This is a genomic window from Cryobacterium sp. PAMC25264 (genome assembly GCF_019443325.1).
Lineage (GTDB): Bacteria > Actinomycetota > Actinomycetes > Actinomycetales > Microbacteriaceae > Cryobacterium.
This window is the reverse complement of sequence record NZ_CP080383.1, coordinates 3,807,631-3,832,686: the sequence shown is the minus strand read 5'-3', so window position 1 is coordinate 3,832,686 and position 25,056 is coordinate 3,807,631. Positions and strand designations below refer to the sequence as shown.

The 25,056-nt window shown below is 68.3% G+C and carries 23 protein-coding genes and 3 tRNA genes; 6 read left to right on the top strand and 20 right to left on the bottom strand.

Annotation, left to right across the window (positions count from 1 at the left end):
- Positions 1-55: 55 nt before the first annotated feature.
- The 7 genes from KY500_RS18015 to KY500_RS17990 all read right to left on the bottom strand — a co-directional run bounded on the left by KY500_RS18015 (position 56) and on the right by KY500_RS17990 (position 6,123).
- Positions 56-129 (bottom strand) — tRNA-Met (locus KY500_RS18015).
- A 31-nt stretch (positions 130-160) separates the two neighbouring features.
- Positions 161-232, bottom strand: a tRNA-Thr gene (locus tag KY500_RS18010).
- A gap of 53 nt (positions 233-285) precedes the next feature.
- Complete coding sequence (locus KY500_RS19855; RefSeq protein ID WP_370626844.1) at positions 286-567, bottom strand: hypothetical protein; 282 nt, start codon at positions 565-567, stop codon at positions 286-288.
- 26 nt (positions 568-593) lie between these two features.
- Positions 594-2,207, bottom strand: a complete 1,614-nt coding sequence (locus tag KY500_RS18005) for a glycoside hydrolase family 13 protein (RefSeq protein ID WP_370626843.1) — start codon at positions 2,205-2,207, stop codon at positions 594-596.
- Positions 2,208-2,214: 7 nt separating this feature from the next.
- Positions 2,215-3,132, bottom strand: a complete 918-nt coding sequence (locus KY500_RS18000; protein WP_219901692.1) for a sugar ABC transporter permease — start codon at positions 3,130-3,132, stop codon at positions 2,215-2,217.
- A gap of 1 nt (position 3,133) precedes the next feature.
- Positions 3,134-4,759, bottom strand: a complete 1,626-nt coding sequence (locus KY500_RS17995) for an ABC transporter permease subunit (protein WP_219901691.1) — start codon at positions 4,757-4,759, stop codon at positions 3,134-3,136.
- 131 nt (positions 4,760-4,890) lie between these two features.
- On the bottom strand, positions 4,891-6,123 hold the full coding sequence (locus KY500_RS17990) for a maltose ABC transporter substrate-binding protein (RefSeq protein ID WP_066592187.1): 1,233 nt from the start codon (positions 6,121-6,123) through the stop codon (positions 4,891-4,893).
- 172 nt (positions 6,124-6,295) lie between these two features.
- Between KY500_RS17990 and KY500_RS17985 the strand changes: the two genes are divergently transcribed.
- Together KY500_RS17985 and KY500_RS17980 are read left to right on the top strand one after the other, a co-directional pair.
- Entirely contained in the window at positions 6,296-7,963 is a 1,668-nt protein-coding gene (locus tag KY500_RS17985; RefSeq protein ID WP_219901690.1) for an alpha-amylase family glycosyl hydrolase, read from the top strand.
- Positions 7,964-8,163: 200 nt separating this feature from the next.
- The gene (locus tag KY500_RS17980; protein WP_255579546.1) at positions 8,164-8,922 is read left to right on the top strand and encodes a GTP pyrophosphokinase family protein; all 759 of its coding nucleotides are present in this window, start codon (positions 8,164-8,166) and stop codon (positions 8,920-8,922) included.
- A 294-nt stretch (positions 8,923-9,216) separates the two neighbouring features.
- Here the strand turns inward: KY500_RS17980 and KY500_RS19640 are convergent, their stop codons facing one another.
- From KY500_RS19640 to KY500_RS17965, 3 genes are all read right to left on the bottom strand, one after another.
- Positions 9,217-10,461: a M23 family metallopeptidase gene (locus tag KY500_RS19640; RefSeq protein WP_219901689.1), complete on the bottom strand. Its 1,245-nt coding sequence runs from the start codon at positions 10,459-10,461 to the stop codon at positions 9,217-9,219.
- A 313-nt stretch (positions 10,462-10,774) separates the two neighbouring features.
- Positions 10,775-11,608, bottom strand: coding sequence for an inositol monophosphatase family protein (locus tag KY500_RS17970; protein WP_219901688.1), 834 nt, complete (start codon positions 11,606-11,608; stop codon positions 10,775-10,777).
- Positions 11,609-11,730: 122 nt separating this feature from the next.
- Positions 11,731-11,812 (bottom strand) — tRNA-Tyr (locus tag KY500_RS17965).
- Positions 11,813-11,968: 156 nt separating this feature from the next.
- Here KY500_RS17965 and KY500_RS17960 point away from each other — a divergent pair.
- Together KY500_RS17960 and KY500_RS17955 are read left to right on the top strand one after the other, a co-directional pair.
- On the top strand, positions 11,969-12,985 hold the full coding sequence (locus tag KY500_RS17960; RefSeq protein WP_219901687.1) for a LacI family DNA-binding transcriptional regulator: 1,017 nt from the start codon (positions 11,969-11,971) through the stop codon (positions 12,983-12,985).
- Between the two features lie 55 nt (positions 12,986-13,040).
- The gene (locus KY500_RS17955; RefSeq protein ID WP_066598753.1) at positions 13,041-13,529 is read left to right on the top strand and encodes a YajQ family cyclic di-GMP-binding protein; all 489 of its coding nucleotides are present in this window, start codon (positions 13,041-13,043) and stop codon (positions 13,527-13,529) included.
- 73 nt (positions 13,530-13,602) lie between these two features.
- Here the strand turns inward: KY500_RS17955 and KY500_RS17950 are convergent, their stop codons facing one another.
- The 4 genes from KY500_RS17950 to KY500_RS17935 form a co-directional block, all read right to left on the bottom strand.
- The gene (locus KY500_RS17950) at positions 13,603-14,598 is read right to left on the bottom strand and encodes an alpha/beta hydrolase (protein ID WP_219901686.1); all 996 of its coding nucleotides are present in this window, start codon (positions 14,596-14,598) and stop codon (positions 13,603-13,605) included.
- Positions 14,599-14,697: 99 nt separating this feature from the next.
- The gene (locus KY500_RS17945) at positions 14,698-16,095 is read right to left on the bottom strand and encodes an FAD-dependent oxidoreductase (protein WP_219901685.1); all 1,398 of its coding nucleotides are present in this window, start codon (positions 16,093-16,095) and stop codon (positions 14,698-14,700) included.
- Positions 16,096-16,105: 10 nt separating this feature from the next.
- On the bottom strand, positions 16,106-17,176 hold the full coding sequence (locus tag KY500_RS17940; RefSeq protein WP_219901684.1) for a polyprenyl synthetase family protein: 1,071 nt from the start codon (positions 17,174-17,176) through the stop codon (positions 16,106-16,108).
- A gap of 31 nt (positions 17,177-17,207) precedes the next feature.
- A complete protein-coding gene (locus KY500_RS17935; protein WP_219901683.1) occupies positions 17,208-17,888 on the bottom strand; it encodes a class I SAM-dependent methyltransferase in 681 nt (226 codons plus the stop codon).
- A gap of 171 nt (positions 17,889-18,059) precedes the next feature.
- On the opposite strand from KY500_RS17935, the gene KY500_RS17930 reads away from it, so the two are divergent.
- Positions 18,060-19,238, top strand: a complete 1,179-nt coding sequence (locus tag KY500_RS17930) for an isochorismate synthase MenF (RefSeq protein WP_255579544.1) — start codon at positions 18,060-18,062, stop codon at positions 19,236-19,238.
- A gap of 76 nt (positions 19,239-19,314) precedes the next feature.
- On the opposite strand, the gene KY500_RS17925 is transcribed toward KY500_RS17930, so the two are convergent.
- The 5 genes from KY500_RS17925 to KY500_RS17905 form a co-directional block, all read right to left on the bottom strand.
- On the bottom strand, positions 19,315-20,301 hold the full coding sequence (locus tag KY500_RS17925; RefSeq protein ID WP_255579195.1) for a DDE-type integrase/transposase/recombinase: 987 nt from the start codon (positions 20,299-20,301) through the stop codon (positions 19,315-19,317).
- A gap of 35 nt (positions 20,302-20,336) precedes the next feature.
- Positions 20,337-20,786 carry a hypothetical protein gene (locus KY500_RS17920; protein ID WP_219900606.1) on the bottom strand — a complete coding sequence of 150 codons (450 nt, stop codon included), beginning with the start codon at positions 20,784-20,786 and terminating at the stop codon, positions 20,337-20,339.
- Between the two features lie 120 nt (positions 20,787-20,906).
- Positions 20,907-21,236 (bottom strand): hypothetical protein, encoded by a 330-nt coding sequence (locus KY500_RS17915; protein ID WP_219901682.1) that lies wholly within the window; start codon positions 21,234-21,236, stop codon positions 20,907-20,909.
- 71 nt (positions 21,237-21,307) lie between these two features.
- A complete protein-coding gene (menD, locus tag KY500_RS17910; RefSeq protein WP_219903517.1) occupies positions 21,308-23,185 on the bottom strand; it encodes a 2-succinyl-5-enolpyruvyl-6-hydroxy-3-cyclohexene-1-carboxylic-acid synthase in 1,878 nt (625 codons plus the stop codon).
- Positions 23,178-23,615 carry a PLD nuclease N-terminal domain-containing protein gene (locus KY500_RS17905; protein WP_219901681.1) on the bottom strand — a complete coding sequence of 146 codons (438 nt, stop codon included), beginning with the start codon at positions 23,613-23,615 and terminating at the stop codon, positions 23,178-23,180. Before KY500_RS17905 ends, menD begins: the two co-directional genes overlap by 8 nt.
- Positions 23,616-23,685: 70 nt before the next feature.
- Here KY500_RS17905 and KY500_RS17900 point away from each other — a divergent pair, with 70 nt between their 5' ends.
- Entirely contained in the window at positions 23,686-24,048 is a 363-nt protein-coding gene (locus tag KY500_RS17900; protein ID WP_255579541.1) for a DUF4229 domain-containing protein, read from the top strand.
- On the opposite strand, the gene KY500_RS17895 is transcribed toward KY500_RS17900, so the two are convergent.
- Complete coding sequence (locus KY500_RS17895; RefSeq protein ID WP_219903515.1) at positions 24,045-24,974, bottom strand: LysR family transcriptional regulator; 930 nt, start codon at positions 24,972-24,974, stop codon at positions 24,045-24,047. The two genes, KY500_RS17900 and KY500_RS17895, sit on opposite strands and share 4 nt — an antisense overlap.
- Positions 24,975-25,056 lie beyond the last annotated feature (82 nt).

Sequence of the window (25,056 nt, the reverse complement as noted above, 5' to 3'; positions counted from 1 at the left end):
CCATAAGAGAAAGGCCCCATGACCGGTAAACACCAGATCAAAGGGCCTTTGTGTGTAGCGGGAGCGGGAATTGAACCCGCGACACCACGATTATGAGCCGTGTGCTCTAACCAACTGAGCTACCCCGCCTTAGGCCTTCAGAGCTTAGCTCCCAAGCCTGAGCCCCCTGTGGGAATCGGACCCACTACCTCTTCCTTACCAAGGAAGTGCTCTACCAATGAGCTAAGGGGGCAAAACTTCATAGTTCTGAAGCTGAACCGTGCTTTTGGCAACCGGTAAACATTATCACCTCGCGAGACCTCTCTGCGACACAGGGTGCTCATCCGCCGCGATTGTGACGCCGGGCAGCACCCAGGCGGTGAAGGATGCGCCGGTGGCGGCCAGGTGCAGCCCCTCCGGACCGGAAGAAAAGACGGCCGGCCCCAGCTCGGCCGGCAGGATGCCGACGCCGCCGCCGAACGGCACCATCCAGACCGGCAGGGTCACGTCAGCCGCGGCCCGGGTGGCGAGCAGTAACACGGTCTCCTCCGCGCTCTCGCGCACGTAGACGAGCGCGTCGTCGCCCACGTGCAGCCAGCGCAGGCCGCCGGTGCTCAGCGCCTCATGCGCCGGCGCAGGCCGATCAGCGCCGTGTACAGGTCGATGGTGGCGGCCACATCCGGGTCGGTCACGCTGGACCACGGCATCGGGGTGCGGGAATGCTCGCCGTCGATGCCGGCAAGGCCGAACTCGTCGCCGGCGAACACCACCGGGATACCCGGCAGGGTCACCGACAGCCCCACGGCTACCGGCACCGCCTCGGCGTCGGCGTGGGTGCGGAAGCGGGCGGTGTCATGGGTGTCCAGGGCGTTCATGGTGGCCAGCCGGGTGCGCCAGGGGAATCCGGCGGCGAAGCGGGTGTGCGCCCGGTGGAACTGGACGCCGGTGTGCGCTGGGATGCTGCCCAGCGGCACCCCGAAGAACGACGGCACCGGGTCGGGCCGGCAGAGCCACGACCAGAGCGGCTTGGTGAAGTTCGCGTAGGTCATCGCGCCGTGCCAGGCGTCGCCCTGGAAATCGGCCGCGGCGTCGTTGGTGAATTCGCCGAGCAGGATGGTGTCGGGGTTCACGTCGATCATGGTCTGCCGGATGGCCTGGCGCACCTCGGCGTTGAGGTCTTCGTCGCCGAGCCGGCCGGTCATGTTCGCGACGTCGATGCGCCAGCCGTCCAGGTTGAACGGCGGTTCCAGCCACTTCGCCACCACCGAATCCGCACCCTCGATGAACCGGCGTCGGAGCTCCGGGGAGGTCCAGTTGAACTTGGGTAGCTCGGGCACGCCGAGCCAGGACATGTAGTCGCGCTGCTCCGCGTCGAGCCAGTAGTAGAAGGCGCTTTCGGGTGCCGCCGGGGCGCCGTGGGCCGCCTGGAACCACTCGTGACCGTCACCGGAGTGGTTGGCCGTGAGGTCGCCGATCACCCGGAACCCGCGCGCATGGGCAGCCTCGACGAGCCGGATCAGCGCTTTGTCGCCGCCGAGCAGCGGATCGACCTCGGTGAAGGCAGCGGCGTCGTAGCGGTGGTTGGAGCGGCCCGGGAAAACCGGGGTGAGGTAGAGCAGGGTGACGCCGAGCCGTTCGAGGTGGTCGAGGTGCTCGGTGATGCCGTCGAGGTCGCCGCCGTAGAACTGGTGCGAACGTCCCGGTGGCAGCTGGTCGACGGCGTCGCCCCACTGCGCGGGCATGGCCCAGTCCGGCGCCTCGCGCGTGTCGGCGGCGGCGGAGCGACCGAACCGGTCGGGGAAGATCTGGTACATCACGCTGGTGGCGGCCCAGGCCGGCGGGGCCGGGTGGGCGACGAGCTTGAAGTCCTCGGAGTCGAGGGTTTCGATGTCGTGCAGCCCGCTGGCGTTCAGCCACCAATGGCCGCCATCGGCCATGCTGATCAGGAACCGGTAGCCGTGCACGGGGTTTTCCACCACGAGGTCCGCGGCCCACCAGGCGTATCCGTCATCGCCGGTGGCGGCGGAGCCGAGCAGCCGGGCATCGTCGAATCGCGGTTCCTGGTCGGGGTTGGACCGGGTGCGCACGAGGGCCACGGCGCCGAAGGCGAGCGGGATGCGCAGCCTCACCGTGACGACGTCGCCTATCGCGGGCTCCGGGGTCGAGACGTAGAGCGGGGAGCCGTCGTGGTGCGGAAGGACGAGCACCGGCAGCGGGCGGAGCGGCATCCGGCGCTTACTTGACGGAGCCGGCCGTGAGGCCGCCCACGATGTACTTCTGCAGCCAGAGGAACAGGGCCATCACCGGCAGGGCCGCGAGCACGGCGCCGGCCGCGAAGACCGAGTAGTTGCTCGAGAACTCCTGCGACACGAACTGGTAGAGGCCCACCGCGAGGGTCTGCTTCTCGGGGGTGATCAGCACGATGCTCGCGATCACGAACTCGTTGGTGGTGCCCACGAACGAGAGCAGCCCGACCACCGCGAGGATGGGCGCGACCAGGCGCAGGATGATGGTGAAGAAGATGCGCGCGTGGCCGGCGCCGTCGAGCTTGGCTGCCTCGTCGATGGACGCCGGGATCGTGTTGAAGAAGCCGTACATCAGGTAGGTGTTCACACCGAGCGCGCCGCCGAGGTAGACCATGATCAGGCCGATCTGGGTGTCGAGGCCGATGGCGGGGAAGATGTCCGAGATTCCGTTGAGTAGCAGGAAGATGGCCACGACGGCCAGCAGTTGCGGGAACATCTGCACGAGCACGAGCATCAGCAGGCCCGCCCGGCGGCCGGTGAAGCGCATCCGGGAGAAGGAGTACGCCGCCAGGGCGCCCAGGAACACGGTGCCGGCCGAGGTGATGCCACCGATCAGCAGGGTGTTGGCGTACCAGTCGGCGTAAGGCTGCTGCGGCAGGTTGAACAGGGTGATGTAGCTGCCGATGTCGATCTGGCTGAACAGGCCGTTGGCGGTGATCAGGGTGCCGCCAGGGTGCAGCGACGCCGACAGCACGTAGAGAAGCGGGAAAGCGGAGAAGATCACCATGACGGCGCCGATGAGGTGGCGCCAGCCGGTGGCGCGGAACCAGCGGCCGAAGCTGAAGGGGCGCTTCACCGGGATGTAGTCGGTGTCGCTCGGGGCTGCGATGCTCGGTGCGATGGCCATCTCAGTTCAACTCCTCTAGTGCCTTGGTCTGTCTGAAGCTGATGATCGACACGAGGGCCACAAGCACGAAGATCAGGATGGAGAAAGCGCTCGCCAGCCCGTAGTCACGGTTGGCGCCGACGAAGGCGACCTTGTAGACCATCGAGATGAGGATGTCGGTGGCGCCGACGTTCACCCCGGCCGTGACGTCGCGTGGGCCGCCGTTGGTGAGCATGTAGATGAGGTTGAAGTTGTTGAAGTTGAACGCGAACGAGGCGATCAACAGCGGCGACACCGACACCAGCAGGAGCGGCAGTTTGATCAGCCGGAAGACCTGCCAGGGCTTCGCGCCGTCCACCGTTGCGGCCTCCTGCAGCTCGCCGGGGATCGACTGCAGCGCGCCCGTGCACACCAGGAACATGTAGGGGAAGCCCAGCCAGAGGTTGACGAAGATGATGCTGAACTTCGCCAGCCACTCGTTGGTGAGCCACGGGATCTCCGCGCCGCCGAAGAGCACCTGGTTGATGAAGCCGAACTGCGGATTGAGCATGCCGGCCCAGACCAGGGCGGAGAGGAACGCGGGAAAGGCGTACGGCAGGATCATCACCACGCGGTAGACGTTGCGGCCACGCATCCTGAGGTCGTTGAAGACGATGGCCAGGAACAGGCCCAGCGCGAAGGTCGTGGCCACCGAGAGGAAGGCGAAGGCGAAGGTCCACAGGGTGACGCTGATCAGCGGGCCGCGGATGGAGTCCGTGCCGAAGGCCTTGGCGAAGTTGGCCAGGCCCACCTCCACCTTCCAGCCGGGCTGGAGTTCGCTGCCGTCGGCGGCGACGAAGGAGCCCTGCGACGGGTCCTCGGTGTAGACCACGCCGGTGCCGGTGTTCGTCATGGTGCCGGCGGCCTCGTCGTAGACGAGGTCGGAGAGGTAGAGGTAGGCGGCGGAGCCGTCCGGGGTGCGCAGGCTTCCGTCGTTCGGGTCGTCGGAGAGGGGCACGGCCACGGCCGCGATGGCCTCCTGGTTGGACACGATGTCCGCGAAGTTGAGGGTGGTGTAGCCGGGCAGGCCCACGGCCTGGCCGGAGCCGTCCGTCTCGGCATCCGTCACGGTCTTGAGCGGGGTCTCGGCGTTGCCGACGCTGATGTCGCCGTCTGGATCGGTGACCAGGAAGCTGTAGACGCCGGCCTGTTCGAGCACGGTGAGGGCGTAGGTGGGCGAATCGGGCACGCGCTCCTGCGCCGACAGGATGAGTGAGGAGACCGCATCGTCCTTGGTGCTGTTGTGTCCGGTGCCGTAGTTGGTGAAGGCGATATAGCCGGAGTACCCCACCACGAAGATCTGGAAGATGAGCAGGAAGATCAGGCCGGGGGTCAGGTACTTGGCCGGCAGGCCCTTGACCCGGAAGTAGATCCAGTTGACCACCACGGTGACGACGAGGACCAGTGCGAAAACAAGCCAGTCCTGCTTGGCGAACAGCACGAAGAGGGCGTAGACGCTGATCGCGTCGACGATGCCCAGCACCAGCACCTTGACCAGCAACACCTTGATGCCGGCGGACGCGGCCTCCGCGATGCGGCTCGCCTGCCGCTGCCTCTTGGCGGCGACGATCTGGGCCCGGTCGTGCCCGGTTCCGGGGGTAGTCATCATTGTCTGCTCTCGATGTGAGGTGCGGATGCTGCGAGTTCTGCGCTTCCGCGGGTGGTGCGGCGTAGCGGTGATGCGGTGCTCGGGTGCGCCCGGCCCCGAAGAGGCCGGGCGCACCCGGGAGGAGCCGGTTGTTACTGGATGGCCGCGGCGATGTCCGCGGTCATCTTCTGCCACAGCTGCACGGGGTCACCCTGGTTGCTGATGATCGCGGCCTCGGTGACGCCCCAGAACTGCCAGACCTTGCCCATCTGCGGGATGTTGGGCATCGGCACGGCCGTCGCGCCGACGGCGCCGAAGCCGGCGGTGATCGGGTCGGAGCTAGCGGCTTCGAACGCGGCGGTGAGCGCCGGCGGGCGCCCGCCGACCTCGTAGAGCGCGGTCTGCACGTCTTCACTGCCGATGTAGTTCACCAGGAACTCGTTGGCGGCGATGGCGTTCTTGGTCTTGGCGCTGACCATGAAGCCCTGCACGCCGACGAACGGCTGGGCGGGCTGGCCGCCGGCCGAGGGAACGGCGTCGACGGACACGTCGATGCCGGCGGCCTGGGCGTCCGGCACGTTCCACGGTCCGGTGAGCAGGAACGGGGAGGCGCCGGCGTAGAACTTCTCCTTGGCGATGTCGCCGGTGAGGTTGACGCTCATCCGCCCGGCCGCACCCTCGGCGGCGAGCCAGGTGGCGAAGGCCTCGCCACCGGCGTTGCCCACGGTGAGGTCGTCGGGGTTGTAGCTGCCGTCGGCGTTGGTGCCGAACACCGGGGCGCCGAACGAGGTCTGGAACGGGTAGAGGTGGTACGGGTCGGCCTCGGGGCCGATCTGCACGAGGTAGGGGAACTCGGTGCCCGCGGCGGTGCCGGCGGCGACCATGTCGTCGAACGTGGCCGGGGCCGTGGGGGCGAGGGCCGTGTTGCGCAGCAGCGCGATGTTCTCGATCGAGTACGGCACGCCGTAGGTCTTGCCCTCGTAGCTCATGGCGGTGACGGCGACCTGCTGGTAGTCGGCCGCGGTGTCGCCGAGCTCCACGGGCTGTACGACGCCGTTGCTCACGAAGTTGCCGAGCCAGTCGTGGGCGGCGATCGTGATGTCGGGGCCCTTACCGGTGGGAACCTGCGCGATGAACTCTTCCTGGATCTTGGCGAAGTCCTTCTGGACGAGCTTGACCTTGACGCCGGATTCCTTGGTGAAGGCCGCGGCGGCGTCCTTCAGCACTGCGGCGCGGTCGGCGTCGACCCACACGGTCAACGTGCTGGAATCGGCGTCCGAGGTGGCGCCGCTCGAGTCGGATCCAGCCGAGCATCCGGCCAGGGCCAGGGACGCCGCGACGGCTATCGCGCCCGCGGCGAGCAGGCCATTCTTCTTCACCATCATTGGTGTGCCTTTCGTAATCAACATTGACATTTGTGCAAGCGGTTACATGTATACCTGTCATTTTCTCGATTAGCAACCCAGTGTGTGGTTATCTACAGTGCTCAGGTCGATTTGCTGTTGCGGATTAGTGGAAGCGCTTGCATGTTGCTCGGAATGCCGTAGTCTGTCCGTCATGACAGGCACAGAGTGGTGGCGTACCGCCGTTATTTATCAGATCTACCCACGGTCGTTCGCTGACGCGAACGGCGACGGCATGGGCGACCTCGCGGGCATCCGTTCCCGCCTGCCCCAGCTGGCGGAGCTCGGGGTGGATGCCATCTGGCTATCGCCGTTCTACCGGTCGCCGCAGCGCGACGCGGGCTACGACGTTTCCGACTACTGCGACGTCGATCCGCTCTTCGGCACGCTCGCCGACTATGACGCCATGCAGGATGCCGCGCACGCGCTGGGCATCCGGGTGATCGTGGACATCGTGCCCAACCACTCCTCCAGCGACCACCCCTGGTTCCAGGCGGCACTGGCCGCCGGGCCCGGCAGCGAGGAGCGCGGGCACTACATCTTCCGTGACGGCCGCGGCGAGAACGGCGAACTCCCCCCGAACAACTGGGAGTCCGTCTTCGGAGGCAACGCCTGGACCCGCACCGTGGACCCCGACGGCACACCGGGCCAGTGGTACCTGCACCTCTTCGACACCACCCAGCCCGACTTCGACTGGGACAACGAGTGGGTGCGCATTCAGTTCCGGGACGTGCTGCGCTTCTGGCTCGACCGTGGCGTCGACGGCTTCCGGGTGGACGTGGCCCACGGCATGATCAAGGCTAAGGGCCTGCCCGACTACACCCCGCCGGTCGACGGCGGCAGCATGGGCGGGGCCACCTCGCTCGAGCCCGGGGTGGTGGCTGAGCCCGTGGCCGGCGCGCCCTACTGGGCGCAGGACGGCGTGCACGACATCTACCGCGACTGGCGCCTGGTGCTCGACGAGTACGAGGGCGACCGGATCCTCGCCGCCGAGGCCTGGGTGGACCCGCTCGAGCGGGTGGCCCAGTGGGTGCGCTCCGACGAGATGCACCAAGCCTTCAACTTCGCCTACCTCGAGACCCCGTGGGAGGCCGCACCGCTCAAGCGCGTGATCGACGATTCCCTGGCCGCGTTCAGCGCCGTCGGCGCTCCGAGCACCTGGGTGCTCTCCAACCACGACGTGGTGCGCCACGCCTCCCGGCTGGCCCTGACCGCGGACAACCTGCAGGGCCACGGCATCGGCCCGAACACCGTCGGGCTGCCCGACACCAAGGTTGGCCTGCGCCGAGCCCGGGCAGCATCCGCGCTGATGCTGTCGCTGCCCGGTTCAAGCTACATCTACCAGGGCGAGGAACTCGGCCTGCCCGAGGTCATCCACCTACCGGACTCCTCCCGCGAAGACCCCACCTGGTTCCGCACCAACGGGGAGCGCTACGGCCGCGACGGCTGCCGAGTGCCGATCCCCTGGGAGGCGGCCTCGCCGTCTTACGGCTTCGGACCCAGCCCGGCCAGCTGGTTGCCCCAGCCGGCCGAGTGGGCCACGCTGGCCCGGGATGCGCAGGAGGGCGTCGAGGGATCGACGCTGGAGCTCTACACACTCGCACTCAAGCTGCGCCGCGAACACGGTCTCGGACTCGGTTCGGTCGACTGGCTGCCGTCGCCCAGCGACAGTGTGCTCGTATTCCGCAACGGGAATGTCATCGTCGTGGCGAACACCGGCGACCAGCCCGTGGAGCTGCCCGATGGCGCCCTGCTGCTCAGCAGCGAACTCCTCGAGGGACGCACTCTCCCCGGCGACACCACCGCCTGGCTGCAGGCCTGATCCCGGCCGCACGGCGGCGACCGCCCCGCATCCCGCACAACGCCTTCGCATCGAGCGCACACATCCTGCTCCCAGCGAGTGTCGATGTGCGGGATGCCAGACTGGGGTGGTCGCCGCTCTGTGCGCGCGGCATCGTTGGAGAGCCGCACCGTGTGATCGCAACACGGTGGATGACGGCGTTGGTGGATGAGGGAGAACTCGTGACGGACCTGGACGCCGAATGGCCGACCGACCTCCGAGCACTCCGGACCGAGCTGACGCGCTTCATGATGTCGTACAAGTTCGCGACCGACGAGATGATGACCAAGGTCAACATCCTCAAGGAAGAGTTCAGTGCGATCCATGACTACAGCCCGATCGAGCACGTCAGCCACCGACTGAAGTCACCAGAGGGCATCCTCAAGAAGGCCACCCGCAAGGGCTACCCCCTGCACCTCGAGGGCATTCGGGAGAACATCCAAGACATCGCGGGCATCCGCATCACCTGCAGCTTCATCTCAGACACCTATCGGGTGCTGGAGATGCTGACAAGCCAGCAGGACATCACCGTGCTGCAGGTCAAGGACTACATCAAGGACCCGAAGCCGAACGGCTACAAGAGCCTGCACCTGATCGTGGCGATCCCGGTGTTCATGTCCGACCGGGTGCAGCCCGTGACCGTCGAGGTGCAGATCCGCACCGTGGCGATGGACTTCTGGGCCAGCCTGGAACACAAGATCTTCTACAAGTACGACGGGGCCGTGCCGGCCGCCCTCGTGGGCGAGCTCAAACAGGCCGCGGATGTGGCGCACCGGCTGGACGTGGACATGGAGCGCCTGCACGACCAGGTGGTGTCGCTGGGCACCGGCGGCGAGCCCGTGGCGCAGCGCGAGCTGCAGTCCACGCCGAACGGAGCCGACGGCATGCCGTTCCCGCTGCCCCGCTCGCTGCTGGAGGCTTTCCTGGCCAAGGCCGTCTGAGCCGCCCCTCTCGTCGGTCGAGCCTGTCGAGGCCCCGGCGGCCTCCTCCTGCAGCCGCCCCTCTCGCCGGTCGAGCCCGTCGAGGCCCCGGCGGCCTCCTCCTGCAGCCGCCCCTCTCGCCGGTCGAGCCCGTCGAGACCCCGCAGGCCGACCTCTGAAGCCGCCCCTCTCGCCGGTCGAGCCTGTCGAGACCCAGCGCGGCATCCCCAGGGCGGCTCACCAGGTTTCGACAAGCTCAACCACCGTGTGGGAGCGCCGCGCGCAGAGGCCGCGGGCTGGGCTGCTGGCGGTGGCCTAGTTGGTGTTGGCGCGGAGCCAGACCAGCGGGTCCACCTTGGTGCCGTTGAGGCCGCCGAGGCGGATCTCGAAGTGCAGGTGCGGGCCGGTCGACATGCCCGTGGAGCCAACCTGGCCGATGACCTGGCCGACCTTCACGACGTCGCCGGCCTTCAACAGCATCGACCCGTGGATCATGTGCGCGTAGACGCTGGACACCAGTTCGCCGTTGATCATGTGGTCGATGACCATGTGCACGCCGAGGCTGCCTTCGCCGTCTTCGGCGTAGCTGACGACGCCGTCGGCGATCGACTGGATGGGAGCCCCGAGGCCGGGGTTGAAGTCCTGGCCGCCGTGGTTGACCGAGCAGCCGGCGCAGTTGCGGTAGCCGAACTGGTCGCCGACGTGCACACCGACCGCGAACGGCCACTGGATGGTGCCGTTCGGGTTGTTGGTGAAGTCAGCCTCGAGGCGGATGCCGCTGGCCGCAGCCACCTCGGCGATGGACTTGGATTCGAAGCTGTCCTGCTCCACCGTGATGGTGTCCGTACCGCTGGCAAGGTTGATGACCTGGGCAGGGCCGCCATCGGCGGGCTTCTGCGCCTGGTGCGCCGCGGCCTGCACATCGCTGGAGGACAGCAGGGCGTCAGCGGGGATCGAGGTGGCCACGGCCATCAGCGCCACGAACGTCATGGCGACGATCGATCCGCTGCGGGCGGCGAGCATGCGCATGCGGTGGTGCCCGGAACGCGTGGACACCGGAGTGCGCTTAGCCGGGGCCGGCAGCGCACGCGTGCGCGGCACGAACTCGGGCAGCACCCGCTCGGCCTCGGGTGAGTCCTGGGGGGCCTGTGCGGCCGGAGCGGCGGTGACGGCGGGCGTGGCCTCATCCGTCGCCTGCGCGGCGCGCAGTTGGGCGCGCAGGGCCGCGCGGGAGGGCAGCGGGATCGAGGTCGTCGTGGTGTTCGGCGACACGTCGGTGGGGAGCTGCTCGTAGGCCGGCTCCGCGGGGAGGGCGAGATTCGATTCGCGCACGGCGACGGACTCGACATGCGGCTCGTCCAGCTCGGTGTCCACGACGAGAAGCGCCTCGGGCGTGAGCTCGACGGCGGGGGCGGCAACAAAGTCGGGGGAATGGTGGCCTGCGGCCGGGGCATCCTGTGCGGGGGCGGCGTCTTCGACGAGCCGGCGCTCGAGTTCGCGCTGTTCGCGGCGGGTCAGTACCGGCTGCGGGGTGTTCGACAGAGCCGGAAACGGCGACAATTCGTCGTCTTGTGAGGGGTCACTCGAGTCGGGTGCGGAGGCATCCGAAAACGGGGAGTGACGTGACAAGGGCGGGAACTTTCAGCGCGTAAGGACAGGGAAAAAGCGGGTGATTTGGCTCTAGCCAAAGTAACGAATAGATAAAGGCTAGCTTGCGAGCCGCGAAAATTCCATTTCGCGACGGCGAATCACACCCGAAAACGGGGTGGGGCGCACCCCGTCGGGCCGACCCGGGCCGCGTCGATCGCGGGACGAGAACCGGCGTGTGACCCGGCAGCGCAAGGGACGCGCCGGTGGCGCCGCCGGGGAATCCTCATATGTCGTCGTCGGCCATAAATTCCTGGAAAAGTTTCGTCAGCAGCGGTTCGGCCGTGCGGTAGAGGTCCGGGGAGGCCGCGATGAGAAGGCTCTGGCCTTCACGGTCGTCACCGAACGCACCGACCCGGGCGCCGGCCTCTGCGGCGACGAGAGCGCCGGCGGCGTGGTCCCATGGCTTCAGCCCGCGCTCGTAATAGAGGTCGAGCCGGCCGGCCGCCACCCCGCACAGATCGAGGGAGGCGGCGCCCATCCGGCGCACGTCGCGCACCTCGTGGATGAGGCCCTGCAGAACCCGCGCCTGGCGGGTGCGTCGGGCCGAGTCGTAGGAGAAGCCTGTTCCGAACAGGGCCAGCGACAGTGGCACTCCGCTGGCCACCTGGAGGCGGCGTCCGTTGAGGTGAGCACCGTGGCCGGCGCGCGCCGAGAACAGCTCGTCGATGGCGGGGTTGCGCACCGCGCCGGCCAGGGCGGTCCAGGTGGCCGGGTCGGCGTCGCCCTCGACCACGGCGATACTCACACCATAGAACGGGATGCCGTAGAGGTAGTTGACGGTGCCGTCGATAGGGTCGACGACCCAGGTGAGGCCCGAGGTGCCAGCGGTGGCGGTGGACTCCTCCCCGTAGAAGCCGTCGTCGGGGCGCGCATCCGACAGCAGCCCGCGGATCAGGGCCTCGGTCTCGCGGTCGGCCAGGGTCACCACGTCCTCCGGGGACGACTTGGATGCGGCGATCTCCACGCCCTCGGCGCGGCGGAGGCGCGCCAGCTCCCCGGCGACCGTGGCGGTCTCCTGGGCGAGGGCGAGCAGTTCGGCGGTGGCTGCAGTGGTCATCCGCCCACGGTACGCCACGGGCACCAGACGCCGACAGGGCGGCTGGGCATCCGGCGGGTTAACGCACGAACGCGCCGGAGGTCCGGCGCGTTCGTTGTGCTGTGTTTGTGCAGTTCTTGCTGTGGCGAGTGCGAGATTCGAACTCACGAAGGCTACGCCGTCTGATTTACAGTCAGATCCCTTTGGCCGCTTGGGTAACTCGCCAGTGCATACCCGACCATATGTGACCACGTGACCGGAGACGCTCAGACAGAATACAAGCCAGAGGGCCCAAGTGCGAAATCAGGGTGGGCGACCCGCCGCCCGGGCGGTGGATATGATCACCTAATACCCCTTCTTGCACGTCGGTAAGGAACCCGAATGGTCGGCATCGACGAGGTCGCCCGCCGCGCGGGCGTCTCCACCGCCACGGTTTCGCGCGCCCTGAGCGGCAACGGCCACGTTTCTCCGGCCACCCGGTTGAAGGTCAAGGCCGCCGCTCTCGAGCTGGGTTATGTGGTCTCGTCCAACGCGTCGAGCCTGGCGTCGGGTCGGATGAAGAACATCGGCGTCGTCGTACCGTTCCTCAACCGCTGGTTCTTCTCCAGCGTCGTCGAGGGCGCCCAGAAGGCGTTGCTGCAGAACGGCTACGACCTCACCCTCTACAACCTCACCGGCGGCGGGGACGAACGACGCAGCGTGTTCGAGCACTTCCTGTTGCGCCAGCGAGTGGATGCCGTCATCGCGATCTCCCTCGAACTCACCGAGAGCGAGGTGGCCAGGCTGCACGCCCTGGGCAAGCCGCTGGTGGGCGTGGGCGGCCCGATCTCCGGTGTGCGCACCCTCACGATCGACGATGTAGCGGTGGCCAGGCTCGCCACAGAGCACCTGCTCGCGCTCGGCCACACCCGCATCGCCCACATCGGCGGCAACAAGGACTTCGACCTGGACTTCCACCTGCCCACGAACCGGCGCTTCGGCTACGAGGCGGCCCTGGAGAACGCCGGGATCGGGCTGTCCGCCGAGCTCTTCCAGCCGGCCGACTTCACCATCCGCGGCGGCTACCAGGCCGCCAAACAGCTGCTCGGCAGCCCGCACGACCGCCCAACGGCGATCTTCGCGGCCTCCGACGAGATGGCGATCGGCAGCATCCTGGCCGCCCGCGACCTGGGCCTGGTGGTGCCACGGGACGTCTCGGTGATCGGCATCGACGACCACGAGCTGGCGGACTTCTTCGGCCTGAGCACCATCGCGCAATTCCCCCAGGGCCAGGGCGCCAAGGCCGTGGAGATCCTGATGGACCAGTTGCACCCGGGCCAGCACGATCAGGCGGCGTTGAACACTCCGATGCCGTTCGAGTTGATCGTGCGTTCGAGCACCGCCCGCCCCGGCGGCTGAGCGGGAGCGCGGCGGGAACGGGCAGCATCCGGCCCTTCTCGGTAACATGGCTCCCATGGCAGATTCAACGTTCGACATCGTCAGCAAGGTCGACCCCATGGAGGTCGACAACGCGCTCAACCAGGCTCACAAAGAGGTGGCTCAGCGCTACGACTTCAAGAACGTGGGCGCATCCATCGAGATGAGCGGCGAGAAGGTGCTCATGAAGGCAAACACCGAGGAGCGCGTCAAGGCGATCCTCGAGGTGTTCGAGTCGAAGCTGATCAAGCGCGGCATCTCGCTGCGCAGCCTCGACGCCGGCGAGCCATACGCGTCGGGCAAGGAGTACCGCATCGAGGCCAGCATGAAGGCCGGCATCGACCAGGAGAACGCGAAGAAGATCAACAAGATCATCCGCGACGAGGGACCCAAGGGTGTCAAGAGTCAGATCCAGGGCGACGAGCTGCGGGTTTCCTCGAAGAGCCGCGACGACCTGCAGTCCACAATGGCCCTCCTCAAAGGCAAGGACCTCGACGTGGCCCTCCAGTTCGTCAATTTCCGCTAACCCCCTCTCGCGAACTGTGAGATAAGCCCAGAATCTCGCGTTTTTAGGGGCTTAACTCACAGTTCGCGGATGGTTAGGAGGCGTAGGCGCGCAGCCACCGGGTGAGCGCCGCATACGCCGCCGCCCGGGGAGCCGGAGCCGAGAGAACGACGTCGTGCAGGGCGCCCTCGATGCGCGCCACCGTCACCGTCGAGCCCAGCCGTACGGCGGCCCTGGCGATGTCGTTCACCACCAGGACGCTGTCGCTGTGCCGCATCTGATCGCTCCAGCGCGGCAGGATCGTGGACCGCGCCGAAAGCAGGGTGAGGATGGGCACCTCGATGCCCAGTCCGGCCGCCACGGCTGCGTGTCCCTCGAGCACCGCATTCAGCCAGGCCCTGGGCGGCGGGAAGCCACGCGGCGGGCGCCAGCGCGATTCGTAGGACCATTCGCCGTCGAACTCGGCCGAGACCGAACGGCTGTAGAAGCCCAGGTCCACTTGAGGAAGAGTACCCAGCGGCTGCACGCGGGCGCCCAGCTGCACAAGGGGCGCAATGAAGGCCCGACCCACACCGCCGGCCTGAAACTCCAGCCACGGGCTGTTCAGCACGAGCGCGTGGGCCCGGCCCGGGTGTCTGGACGCCCACAGGCTCAGCGTGAGTCCGCCGGTGGAGTGGCCCATCAACACCAGGCGGCGGCGGGACGGCCGCTCTGAGTTCTCCCCGTGGCCCATCGCGGTGAGGGCGGCGTCGATGTCGGCGTCGTAGGTGGCCAGGTCGGCCACGTACCCAGGGGTCTGGTGCTCGCGCAGGCTGCGCCCGTACTTGCGCAGGTCCAGGGCGTAGAAACGGGCGCCCACCCGGTGCCAGTGTTCGGCTAGGCCGGTTTGGAAGAAGTAGTCCGACCATCCGTGCACGTAGAGCACGTCGATACCGTGCGCCGGCGCGAAGGGTGAGACGAGTTCGGTCGGCGCCGGGCGGTGGCGAACCAGGGTGGCGACCACATCGCCCTCGCCGTCGCTGCCGAGAGGCAACGTGGCCTGCTGGAAGCGCTCCCCGAGCAGGTCCTCCCGCCACACGAGTTCCACCATCCCCCCACCCTAGAACGCGAACTGTGAGCTAAGCCCCGAAAACTCGCGTTTTTTGGGGCTTAACTCACAGTTCGCGGGGGCGAGGAGCGAGAGTCGGGGCTAGAGCTCGGCGGGAACCTGGGCCCGCGAGATCTCGACCATCTCGTGGCGGGGAACCACCTTGACGCGCACGCGACCCTGTTCGGCGCCGAGCGCGAGCTCGTGCTGGTCGAGGCGGTGCCAGCCGTCGAGGTCGGTGTACGCCACGCCGCGCTCGTCGAGCAGCTCGAGGATGCTCTCCTCAGAGGGCGACTCGGGGCGCCACCAATTGCCGACATCGTTGATCAGGTGCCGCACGGTCTCCATGGCGTCGGACTTGGTGTGCCCGATCAGGCCCACCGGCCCACGCTTGATCCAGCCGGTGGCGTACACGCCGTACATCTGCTGGCTGGCGGTGCTGGACTCGAAGCCCGGCTCGCCCTTCCAGAGCACCTGGCCCTCGCGATTGGGGATCACGCCGCGCTTCTTGTCGAACGGGATGCCCGGAAGCGAGGACCCGTAGTAGCCGACGGCCCGGTAGATGGCCTGGATCGGCACCTCGCGGATCTCGCCGGTGCCCACCACGCCGCCGTGGCCATCCGGTGCGGTGCGCTCGTACTTGAAGCCGCCGACGTGGCCGTTGCCGTCGTCGGTCACCTCCACCGGGCGGGCGAAGAAATGCAGGTGCAGCCGGCGTGAGGCGCTCCCGGTCTCGCGGTTCCGCCACTGGTTGAGCACTTTGTCGATCACGAAGACCTGCTTGTTGCTGGCCACGGCCGCACGGGCCGCATCGTCGTAGTCGAAGTCCTCGTCGTGCACGATGATGTCCACGTCGTTGAGTTCGCCGAGTTCGCGCAGCTCCAGCGGGGTGAACTTCACCGAGGTGGGGCCGCGGCGGCCGAACACGTGCACGTCGGTGACCGGGGACGCCTTGAGGCCCTCGTAGACGTTCGCCGGGATCTCGGTGGGCAGCAGGTCGTCGGCGTGCTTGGCGAGGATGCGGGAGACGTCGAGGGCGACGTTGCCGTTGCCGATCACGGCGACCGACTTAGCCTCGAGCGGCCAGGTGCGCGGCACGTCGGGGTGGCCGTCGAACCAGCTCACGAACCGGGCGGCACCGTAGGAGCCCTCGAGCTCGATGCCCGGGATGGCCAGGTCGGCGTCGTGCACGGCCCCGGTGGCGAAGATGACCGCGTTGTAGTGCTTCTTGAGGTCGTCGAGGGTGATATCGGTGCCGTAGCGGACGTTGCCGAACAGGCGGATATCGCCGCGGTCGAGCACGTCCCGGAGCGCCGTGATGATGCCCTTGATGCGGGGGTGGTCGGGCGCGACGCCGTAGCGCACGAGCCCATACGGGGCCGGAAGGTGGTCGAACAGGTCGATGGAGACATCGAAATTCCGCTCGGCCTTCAGGAGGATATCTGCGGCGTAGATGCCGGCGGGGCCCGCACCGACTATGGCCAATCGCAACTTGGTCATGGGAGCCTTTCTAGCTGGATCGCTCGACGATGGTGTCGGCGAAACGGGTGAGCGCCTTCTTGACCGAGCCTTGCGGCAGGGGCTTGAGGGCGTCGACGGCGTCACGGGCCCAACCGTGGGCCTCCGCGAGGGTCTGGGTGGTCACGTCATGTTCGCGCAGCGCGCTGATGGCGGAGTCGGCGGCCTCGGTGGTGGCGCCCTTGCTGTTCATCACATCGGCCTCGAGGCGGGCGACGAGGTCGGCGGCCCGCGCATCCGTTGCGGCGCGTTCGCGCAGGCGCAGCAGCGGCAGCGTCGCGACGCCGGCGCGGAGGTCGGTGCCGGGCACCTTGCCGGTCTCCTGCGGCTGCGGCGACAGGTCGAGGACGTCGTCGATGAGCTGGAAGGCCACGCCGATCCGCTCGCCGAACAGCACGACGGGCTCTTCGAACTCGGCGGGCGCGTTGGAGAAGATAATGCCGGACTGGGCGGCGGCGGCGATGAGCGACCCGGTCTTGTCGGCGAGCACCTGGATGTAGTGGTCGATCGGGTCCTGGTCGTCGGCGGGGCCCACGGTCTCGTGCAGCTGGCCGAGCACCAGGCGTTCGAAGGTGTCGCCCTGCAGGCGCACGGCGCGTTCGCCGAGCCGGCCCATCAGCTGGTTGGCGCGGGAGAAGAGCAGGTCACCGGCCAGGATGGCGATGGAGTTTCCCCAGACCACCTGCGCGCTGGGCACGCCGCGGCGCTTGTCGGCGTCGTCCATGACGTCGTCGTGGTACAGCGACGCCAGGTGAGTGATCTCGATCGCGGTGGCGGCACGGATGACGTCGGGCACGGTGCCATCGCCCAGGTGCGCGGTGAGCAGCGCGAGCATCGGGCGCACGCGCTTGCCGCCGGCGTTGAGCAGGTATCGGCTGGTGACGTTGGCGATCTCATCGGCGAAGACGAGTTCGCCGAGCAGGCTCGTCGTCACGTCGTCGAGTCCGGTCTCGATGCTGGCGGCGAGGCCACGGTCGGCGGCCGTGGAGAAGATCCGATCGCTCAGGCCCAGCTGCGACGTTACCGACGGGCTCCGGCGGGCCACGGGGGCGGTCAATTTCACTCTGTCAGCCTAACGATCGGATCTGGGAGTTTCAGGAGGTTGTGGACGCTGCAGCGGCCGTCTTGATTCCGCGGTGCAGAGCCACGATACCGAGACTGAGGTTGCGATAGGCCACGGCGTCGTATCCGGCATCACGCAGCCAGGCGCTGAGCGTGGGCTGGTCGGGCCAGGCGGCGATCGATTCGCCCAGGTAGTCGTAGGCCTCGGCGTTGGAGGAGGCCAGCTTCACGATGCGGGGCATCACGTGGTTGAGGTAGGCGAAGTAGCCCACCCGGATCGGGGTGAACGGCGGGGTGGAGAACTCGCAGATGACGACACGGCCGCCGGGCTTGGTGACGCGGTAGAACTCGGCGATGGCCTTCTTGGGCTCCACGACATTGCGCAGGCCGAAGGAGATGGTGACGGCGTCGAACTCGCCGTCCGCGAACGGCAGCGCCGTCGCATCCGCCTGCACGAACTCGACGTTCGGGTTGCCGGAGTGCCGCTCACGGCCCACCTTGATCATGCCCTCGGAGAAATCGGCGGCCACGACGTGCGCGCCCGTGTGCGACAGGGCGACGCTCGAGGTACCCGTTCCCGCGGCGATATCGAGGATGCGCTCGCCACGCTTCGGGTTCACGGCCCGTGTGGTCGCGACACGCCACAGCGAGGCGTTGCCCACGGAGAGCAGTGCGTTCGTGCGGTCATAGTGTGTCGAGACCAGATCGAACATGGCGGCGACCTGCGCTGGCTGCTTATTAAGATCTGCTCTACTCACCGGTCCAGTCTAGATTGCGGCGCCTGGGATACGGCGCGGCCGGGTGCCCGGGCGCAGGCGTAGGGTAGACGAGTGAATGCGCCTGCTCTAACGGTTGAAACGTCCCCGATTGCCGACATTCGCCAATTGATCCTCCTGCTCGACCAGCGCACGCCGTTGCTCTGGATGCGCCGCAACCAGGGTCTCGCCGGCATCGGCACGGCACTGCGGCTCGAGTTCTCCGGCCCTACCCGCATGCAGGATGCCGCAGCCGCCTGGCGCGATGTCGTCGCGGCGGCCACCGTGACCGACCCGTTGGCGCGCACCGGCACCGGCCTGCTCGCGTTCGGCACCTTCGCCTTCGACGACTCGTCCAGCCAGACCAGTGTGCTGATCGTGCCCGAGGTGATCGTGGGCCGCGAGGACGGCCAGTGTTGGGTTACCCGCATCTGGCCCACCGGACAGGCCGCCCCTGAAATCCCGCTGGCACTGCAGCCGCTCGGCGACGAGTACCGCATCTCGCTGCTTCCCGGTGCGCTGACGCCGGCCGGCTACCGCGCTGCCGTCTCCGCCGCCGTCACCCACATCGGCGACCGGGACCTGAGCAAGGTCGTGCTGGCCCGCGACCTGGTCGGGCACCTGCCGGCCGAGTCCGACCTGCGCCGACTGCTGACCGAGCTCGCCCTGGGCTACCCGGACTGCTGGACCTACGCCGTCGACGGCCTCGTCGGCTCGAGCCCCGAGACCCTGATCCGCGCCGACCACAACGAGGTCAATGCCCGGGTGCTCGCCGGCACCATCTCCCGCGGGTCGGATGCCGCGGCGGACCTCGAGGCAGCCCTCACCCTGGCCACCTCCAGCAAGGACGGCGACGAGCACGAGTTCGCCGTGCAGAGCGTGCTGGCCGCGCTCCGCCCGCACACCTCGGTGCTCACCACGAGCGAGATCCCGTTCACGGTCAAGCTGCCCAACCTCTGGCACCTGGCCACCGACGTCGAGGGCACCCTGAGCGACGGGTCCACCTCGCTCGACCTCATTGCGGCAATGCACCCGACCGCCGCGGTGGCCGGCACCCCGACGCAGGACGCGCTCGCGCTCATCCGCGAGCTTGAGCCCTTCGACCGCGGCCGCTACGCCGGTCCGGTGGGCTGGGTGGGCGCCGACGGCGACGGCGAGTGGGCCATCGCGCTGCGCTGCGCGCAGGTCACCCCGGCCGGGGACGTCACCGCGTACGCCGGCTGCGGCATCGTGCTGGACTCCGACCCCGACCGCGAGCTGGCCGAGACCAAGATGAAGTTCCGCCCCGTGGTGGAGGCGTTCGGCTAGAGCCGGCTCGCGCCACGCGACCTCGCACCCCGGTAAGTGCCCGCTCCGGACAAATGCGCCCGGTACGCGGTATTTGTCAACCTGTTTGAGACAGGTTGGGTTTGGGTTTTTGGCGGGGGTCGTTGATGCATACCCGGCCCGGTAGGGCCGGGGGCTTGGGGTGTTGGGCGTAGCGTTCTGGATGCGTTCGGAATGCGGTGTTGAGGACTTGGCTTCTGCGGCGGGTCACTCGGTCGGTGCGGCCGTAGTGAACGTCGTTGGGGGTGTTCCAGGCGATGCCGGAGTGGCGGTGGTTCTGGTTGTATTCGTGGAAGAACCAGTCGAAGTAGGCGCGGGCGTCATCGGTCGTGTCGAAGATCTCAGGGAACGCGAGATCGTATTTCGCGGTCTTGAATAACGCTTCGCTGTAGGGGTTGTCGTTGGAGACTTTGGGCCGGGAGAAGGACTTATCGACGCCGAGTTTCTCCAGCAGTAAGGACACCGGTGTGCTCACCATCGCAGCACCGTTATCCGAGTGCAGAGAGTTCGGCGCGACGCCGTGGTTCGCGGTGACCGCTTCTTGGATCAGTTCTTCGGCGAGGTCACCATCCTCGTAGGCCTCCAGCCGCCAGCCCACGACGCGACGCGAGTAGATGTCCATGATCACGTAGAGGTGGAAGTAGCGGCCCCGGATCGTGGTCTTGAGCTTGGTGATGTCCCAGGACCACACCTGTGACGGGGCGGTCGCGACCAGCTCGGGGATCTTCTTCGGCGACCCCTCAGCCTGCCGGCGGCGCTCGTGGACCTGCCCGGCCGCGCGGGCGACGCGGTACCAGGAAGACTTCGACGCCAGGTAAACACCCGCATCCCAGGCCCGGTAAAAGGCTTGGCAGATCGAGAAGCCCTCATACTCAGGGGTGTTGATCAGCGCCAGGATCTGCGCGCTCTCCGCAGTGGAGAGCGTGGCCGGCTGGTGCCGGTCCTTCTGCGGGATCGGCGCGGCCAGGCGGGCGCGGGGGCTGCGGTGCCGATAGAACGATGCCCGCGAGTAGCCGACCAACGCGCAGGCCCGCACCACCGGCATCCCCACCGCAGTCAGGTCGACGACTGTTTCGAACGCTACTCGGTGGGTTTCGGCTTCCGAAACGCGGCCGGGATCGCTGGCTCGTCCGGCAGCGGCGGGGTGCGGATTTGTGAGCTCTTGGCCAGCGCGGACAAGAGCTCTGAGGCTTTTCCCAACACTTCCACCGCGCTCTCGGACTGCTCCAACTGGGCTTTGAGGATCGCGTTTTCCTTCTGCAATCGCAGAAATTCGATCCGTTCCTGTTTCGTCAACACGTACTTAGTCTGCCGCTGTTCCGTCTCGACCAGCAGGCCCTGCCGCTTCTCCTGACTCCACCGCGACAGCGACCTAACGTCGATGCCGACTCGGCGACAGAACGCGGACTTCGCGCCGATCTCCGCGCCCGTCGACGCGTACTGCTCCCACTGCGCAAGAATCGCGAGGCGCTCAGCAGACGTGAAATGATGCTTCCGAGTAAGCCGGGTTTGGACTTCTGACATTTCCATTTGGATGTCCTCTTCCCCGCCCTCAGCCGGCCCGTGATGAAACGATGATTTGTCTCACCACAGGCTGACACTCAGGGCATAACGGGCGCAATTGTCCGCGCGGGCAACAGTCGCCGGCGCTCAGCCGGCCAGGTGTGCCCGACAGCCGCCGGTGGCCGTGATGTCGGCGGCACCAGCGGCGCTCATCGGCTCGCAGAGGAACCCCTCCACCTGGCTGCCGTCGGCCAGCGCCACTCGCCCGATGACCATCGGCTGCGGCAGCGCGGCCACAAACCGGCCAAAGGATGCCGCGTCCAGCGCCCGGAGTTCGACCTCGATCGGTGCCCCCTTCCCCTCGGCCACGCGCACCAGGTCGGGCTTGGGCGGCACGGTATCGAGGGCGAAGAGGCTGTAGCCGACCTGGTGGTGGCGGCGACCAGGCCGCCCTCCTCGAGAGAGTCGTCTAACCATCCGCGAACTGTGAGTAAAGCCCCGAAATTTCCCGAATTCTGGGGCTTTTCTCACAGCTCGCGGTGGGGGCGCTAGCGCTGGAGGGGGACCTCGACGAGGGTGGGGCCCGCGACCGGCGCCGTGAGGGCGGTCTCAAGGGCACTGCGGGTGGCGGCGCGCACGTAGGACCAGCCGTAGGCGGCCGCCAGGGACTGAAGGTCCACCTGCTGCGGGGTGAAGAGCACCCGGTCCACGGCCGTGGGGTTGGCCGTTGCGGCCACCTCGAGGCCGTCGAAGATGGTGCCGCCGCCGTCGTTGCCCACGACCACCTGCACCCGCGGGCGCGTCTCCCCGGGCGCGATGAGCAGCGACCCGGCGTCGTGCAACAGGGTCACATCGCCCACCAGCAGCCGGGTCGTGCCGCTCGAGAGCGGATGCTCACCCGCCTGGCTGGCCAGCGCGATACCCACGGCCGTGGCGACGGTGCCGTCGATGCCGGCCAGGCCGCGGTTGGCGTGCACGGGGATCTTCTTGCCCGTGACCCGGGTGTCCAGCTCGCGGATCAGCCGGGACGCGCCCAGCACCAGCCGGTCGTGCGGCCAGGAGGCCCGCCACACCGCGTCGGCGAGCATAGCCCGGGTCACCGGGGCCTTCATGGCCGCGAACTCGGCCTTGGTCATGCCGTGCGTTCCGAAGGCGGGCGTATCCAGCTGCGTGTCGGCGGCCAGGATGGCCCGGCTCGTCATCACCCAGCGGCCCGTCCAGGCGCGTGCGTCGCGGGTTCCCGCCGCGGTGACGGCAGCGGCCGAGGCCGTGGCGGTGCGGGCGAAGCTGGACACCCGGTGGCCCGGGTTGTACCGCTCGGCTCCGGCCGGAGCCACGACGACGGTCTCCACCCCGTCTCGCTGCACAAGCGTCGGCACCTCGCGACTCAGGGTGGGGTGGCCGAAGACGATCACGCGTTGCACCTGGCCGCCGAAATCGGCGTCGCGGATCAGCTCCCGGTAGGCCACCACGAGGTTGGGCCCGAACCGTGAGCCGCTGGACACCTCGGCCAGCAGCGGCCAACCGGCCGTGCGGGCGAGTTCTTCCGCCGCCGGCCCGGCACCGGCGCCGGCTACCACGACGGTGCGGGGCCCGGCTTCGAGCAGCACGGATGCGGCGATGACTGCGCCGGCACCCCCAGCCTCGTCAGCGTGGGCGACGAGGTCGGCATAATCGGCGAGGTCGTCGGAGGCGGTTGCCTCAGTGGTATCGGCGAGGCCGGCGCCGTCGAGGGCCCCGGCGAGGTCAGCCTCCGGACCGGCAACCGCGAGCTCGACCGCGGCCGACAACGGCTCCCGGAACGCCAGGTTCAGGTGCACCGCTCCGGGGTTGAGCGTGTCGGTGCCGAGGGACACCCTGTACGCCCGGCCGGCCAGGCGCACGGCGATCTCGCCCTCGCCGGCGCTGCCGTCGGGGGCGTCCACGTCGTCGCTCAGCCGCACGGCGCCCGCGAAGATGCCGGGCTGCACGGTGGTCTGATTCGATCGGATGCCGCGGAGCTCGCCGGGCCGGTCCGCCGTGAGCAGGATCATCGGCACCATTGAGTGGTGCGCCTCGAGCACGGCGGGGTGCAGGTTGGCCACGGCGGTGCCGGAGGTGCAGACCACGAGCGCCGGGCGTCCGCTCTCGATCGCGAGCCCGAGCGCCAGGAAGCCGGCGCCGCGCTCGTCGATCCGCACGTGCAGACGCAGCAGGCCGAGCCGCTCGAACTCTGCGGCGGCCAGAGCCAGGGCCTGCGAGCGCGATCCGGGGCTGAGCACGAGATCACTCACGCCCAGGCGCACGAACTCGGCCAGCAGGGCCACGCTGAAGTCGGTCGCCGGGCTACCGCTGGGCGCAACAGGCGCCAAACGCGGTGCGGCCTCAGCCGGCAGGGTGGCGGGCGCCTCGGGTGTCGATCCGGTCTGAGCTGCCGCCTCAGGCATCCCGTCGGCCCGGCTGGTCACCGTCACTGGGGTCGGTGTTCTTCGGGTCGACCCCGGCGGTGCCGGGGTGCGAGGCCGGCCCGGCGGCGGGCGGGTCCATCTTGTCGAAGTCGGCGAGCTCCTGCTCGAGGTCGCGGATGCGCTGTTCCTGGTCCTTCGCGCGGTCCAGGCCGCGCAGGAAGTCGGGGTCGTCGTCCGGAGCCATCGAGCGCGTCACCCGGGCGCCTGGGCCCGCCGCGCTGCTGCGGCGTCCGCGGCCGATCAGCAGCCACAGTACGGCACCGATCACCGGGATGAGGACTATGACGAAGACCCACACCCAGCGTGGAAGACCGCGTATGCGATTGCGGTCGAACACCGCGCAATCCACCAGCGCATAGATGGTGAGAATGACGACGACGACTCCGAGGCCGAACAACAGGCGGAACATGCCCCAATTGTAGGCCGGTCGCCCGAGAGATCGGTGAGTGCCGGTCAGGAGCACGTTCTAAGCTGGATTCATGAAAGCTGTTCCAGCCTGGGTGTTGTTCACCGTGCTCCGCGTCCTGATGTTCGCGGTGCCGTTCGTGATCCTGCTCGTGCTGGGAATCGAGGGCTGGTTGGCCGCCGTTCTGGCCGCGATCATCGGCCTGTGCCTGTCGTATATCTTCCTGCGCAACCCGCGCAACAGCGTCGCCCGCGACCTCTACGAGGTGCGGCACCGCGCACAGGAACCCGTGCACCCCGATGCCGAATCCGAGGACGCCGCGGTCGACCGGGCCGAGTCCGAGCAGGAACGCGTGCAGGAGAGCGAGCAGCAGGCGCGAGCCGAGCAGGAGCTCCCGGACCAGCCGCCCACCGACCAGCGCTCCAACCTGGCCTAACCGCCGGCCGGGTCTCCCCGACCGCTACCGGCCTGCAGTTCGGCCGTACCCGCCAGCATCTCCCGGAACGCCCGCAACGCCGGCGCCTCCAACCCGGCCTCGCGTTGGGCCGTGAAGATCGTACGACGTGGGTCGCCGGGCAGCCGCTCGAGCCGGCAGGTGGTGCTGCGCCCGGTCCAGACCAGGTCGGGCATCAGGCCCACGGCGTTGCCCGACTCGATCAACCGGATCTGCGCCTGCAGGTCTGCGGTCTCGTAGCGCACGTCGGGTTCGAAACCGGCGCTGCGACAGAGCTGCTCGGCGAAGTGCCGGGAGGCCGTGCCGCGCGGTTCCATCACCCACGCCAGCCGCCCCGCTTCGGCCAGCGAGCCGACCGGCCAGAGTGCGGCATCCGTGGCCGGCAGCGCCAGATGGATGGCGTCGGTCGTCAGCTCGCGCCGGTGCAGACCCGGCAGCCACGGCGTCGAGTGCGCGGGGTACTGCTCGGCGATGACCAGGTCGAAGTCGCGGGCCCAGGTCTCGTGCAGGGCCTGCTCGGGTTCCCGCTGCACCATCTCCACCCGCACATCGGGGTGCTGCCGGGTCATCATCGCCAGGGCCGCGGGCATGAGCGCCAGCGCCGCGGACTGGAAGACCGCTACCCGCACGGTTCCGCGCACTGTCGTGTGCGAGGTGCGCAGCGCCGCCTCCGCCCGCTCCAGGGTGTCGAGCACCTCCCCGGCCGATGCCACCAACAGCTCGCCCTGCGGGGTGAGCCGCAAGCGACGCCCGGCCTTACGGGTGAGCTGCGCCCCGGCCTCCTTCTCCAGCTGGCTGAGTTGCTGCGACACGGCCGACGGGCTGAGCAGCATGGCCTCGGCGACGGCGGCGATGGTGCCGCGGATGGACAGCTCGCGGAGCAGGATCAGGCGACGCACATCGAGCATCAGGGGCCTCCAAAGCATCAGCTGAGCTGAAGCTTATCAATCAGTATTCGCTACTTCTTCTAAAGCGTTCGGCTGCAGATAC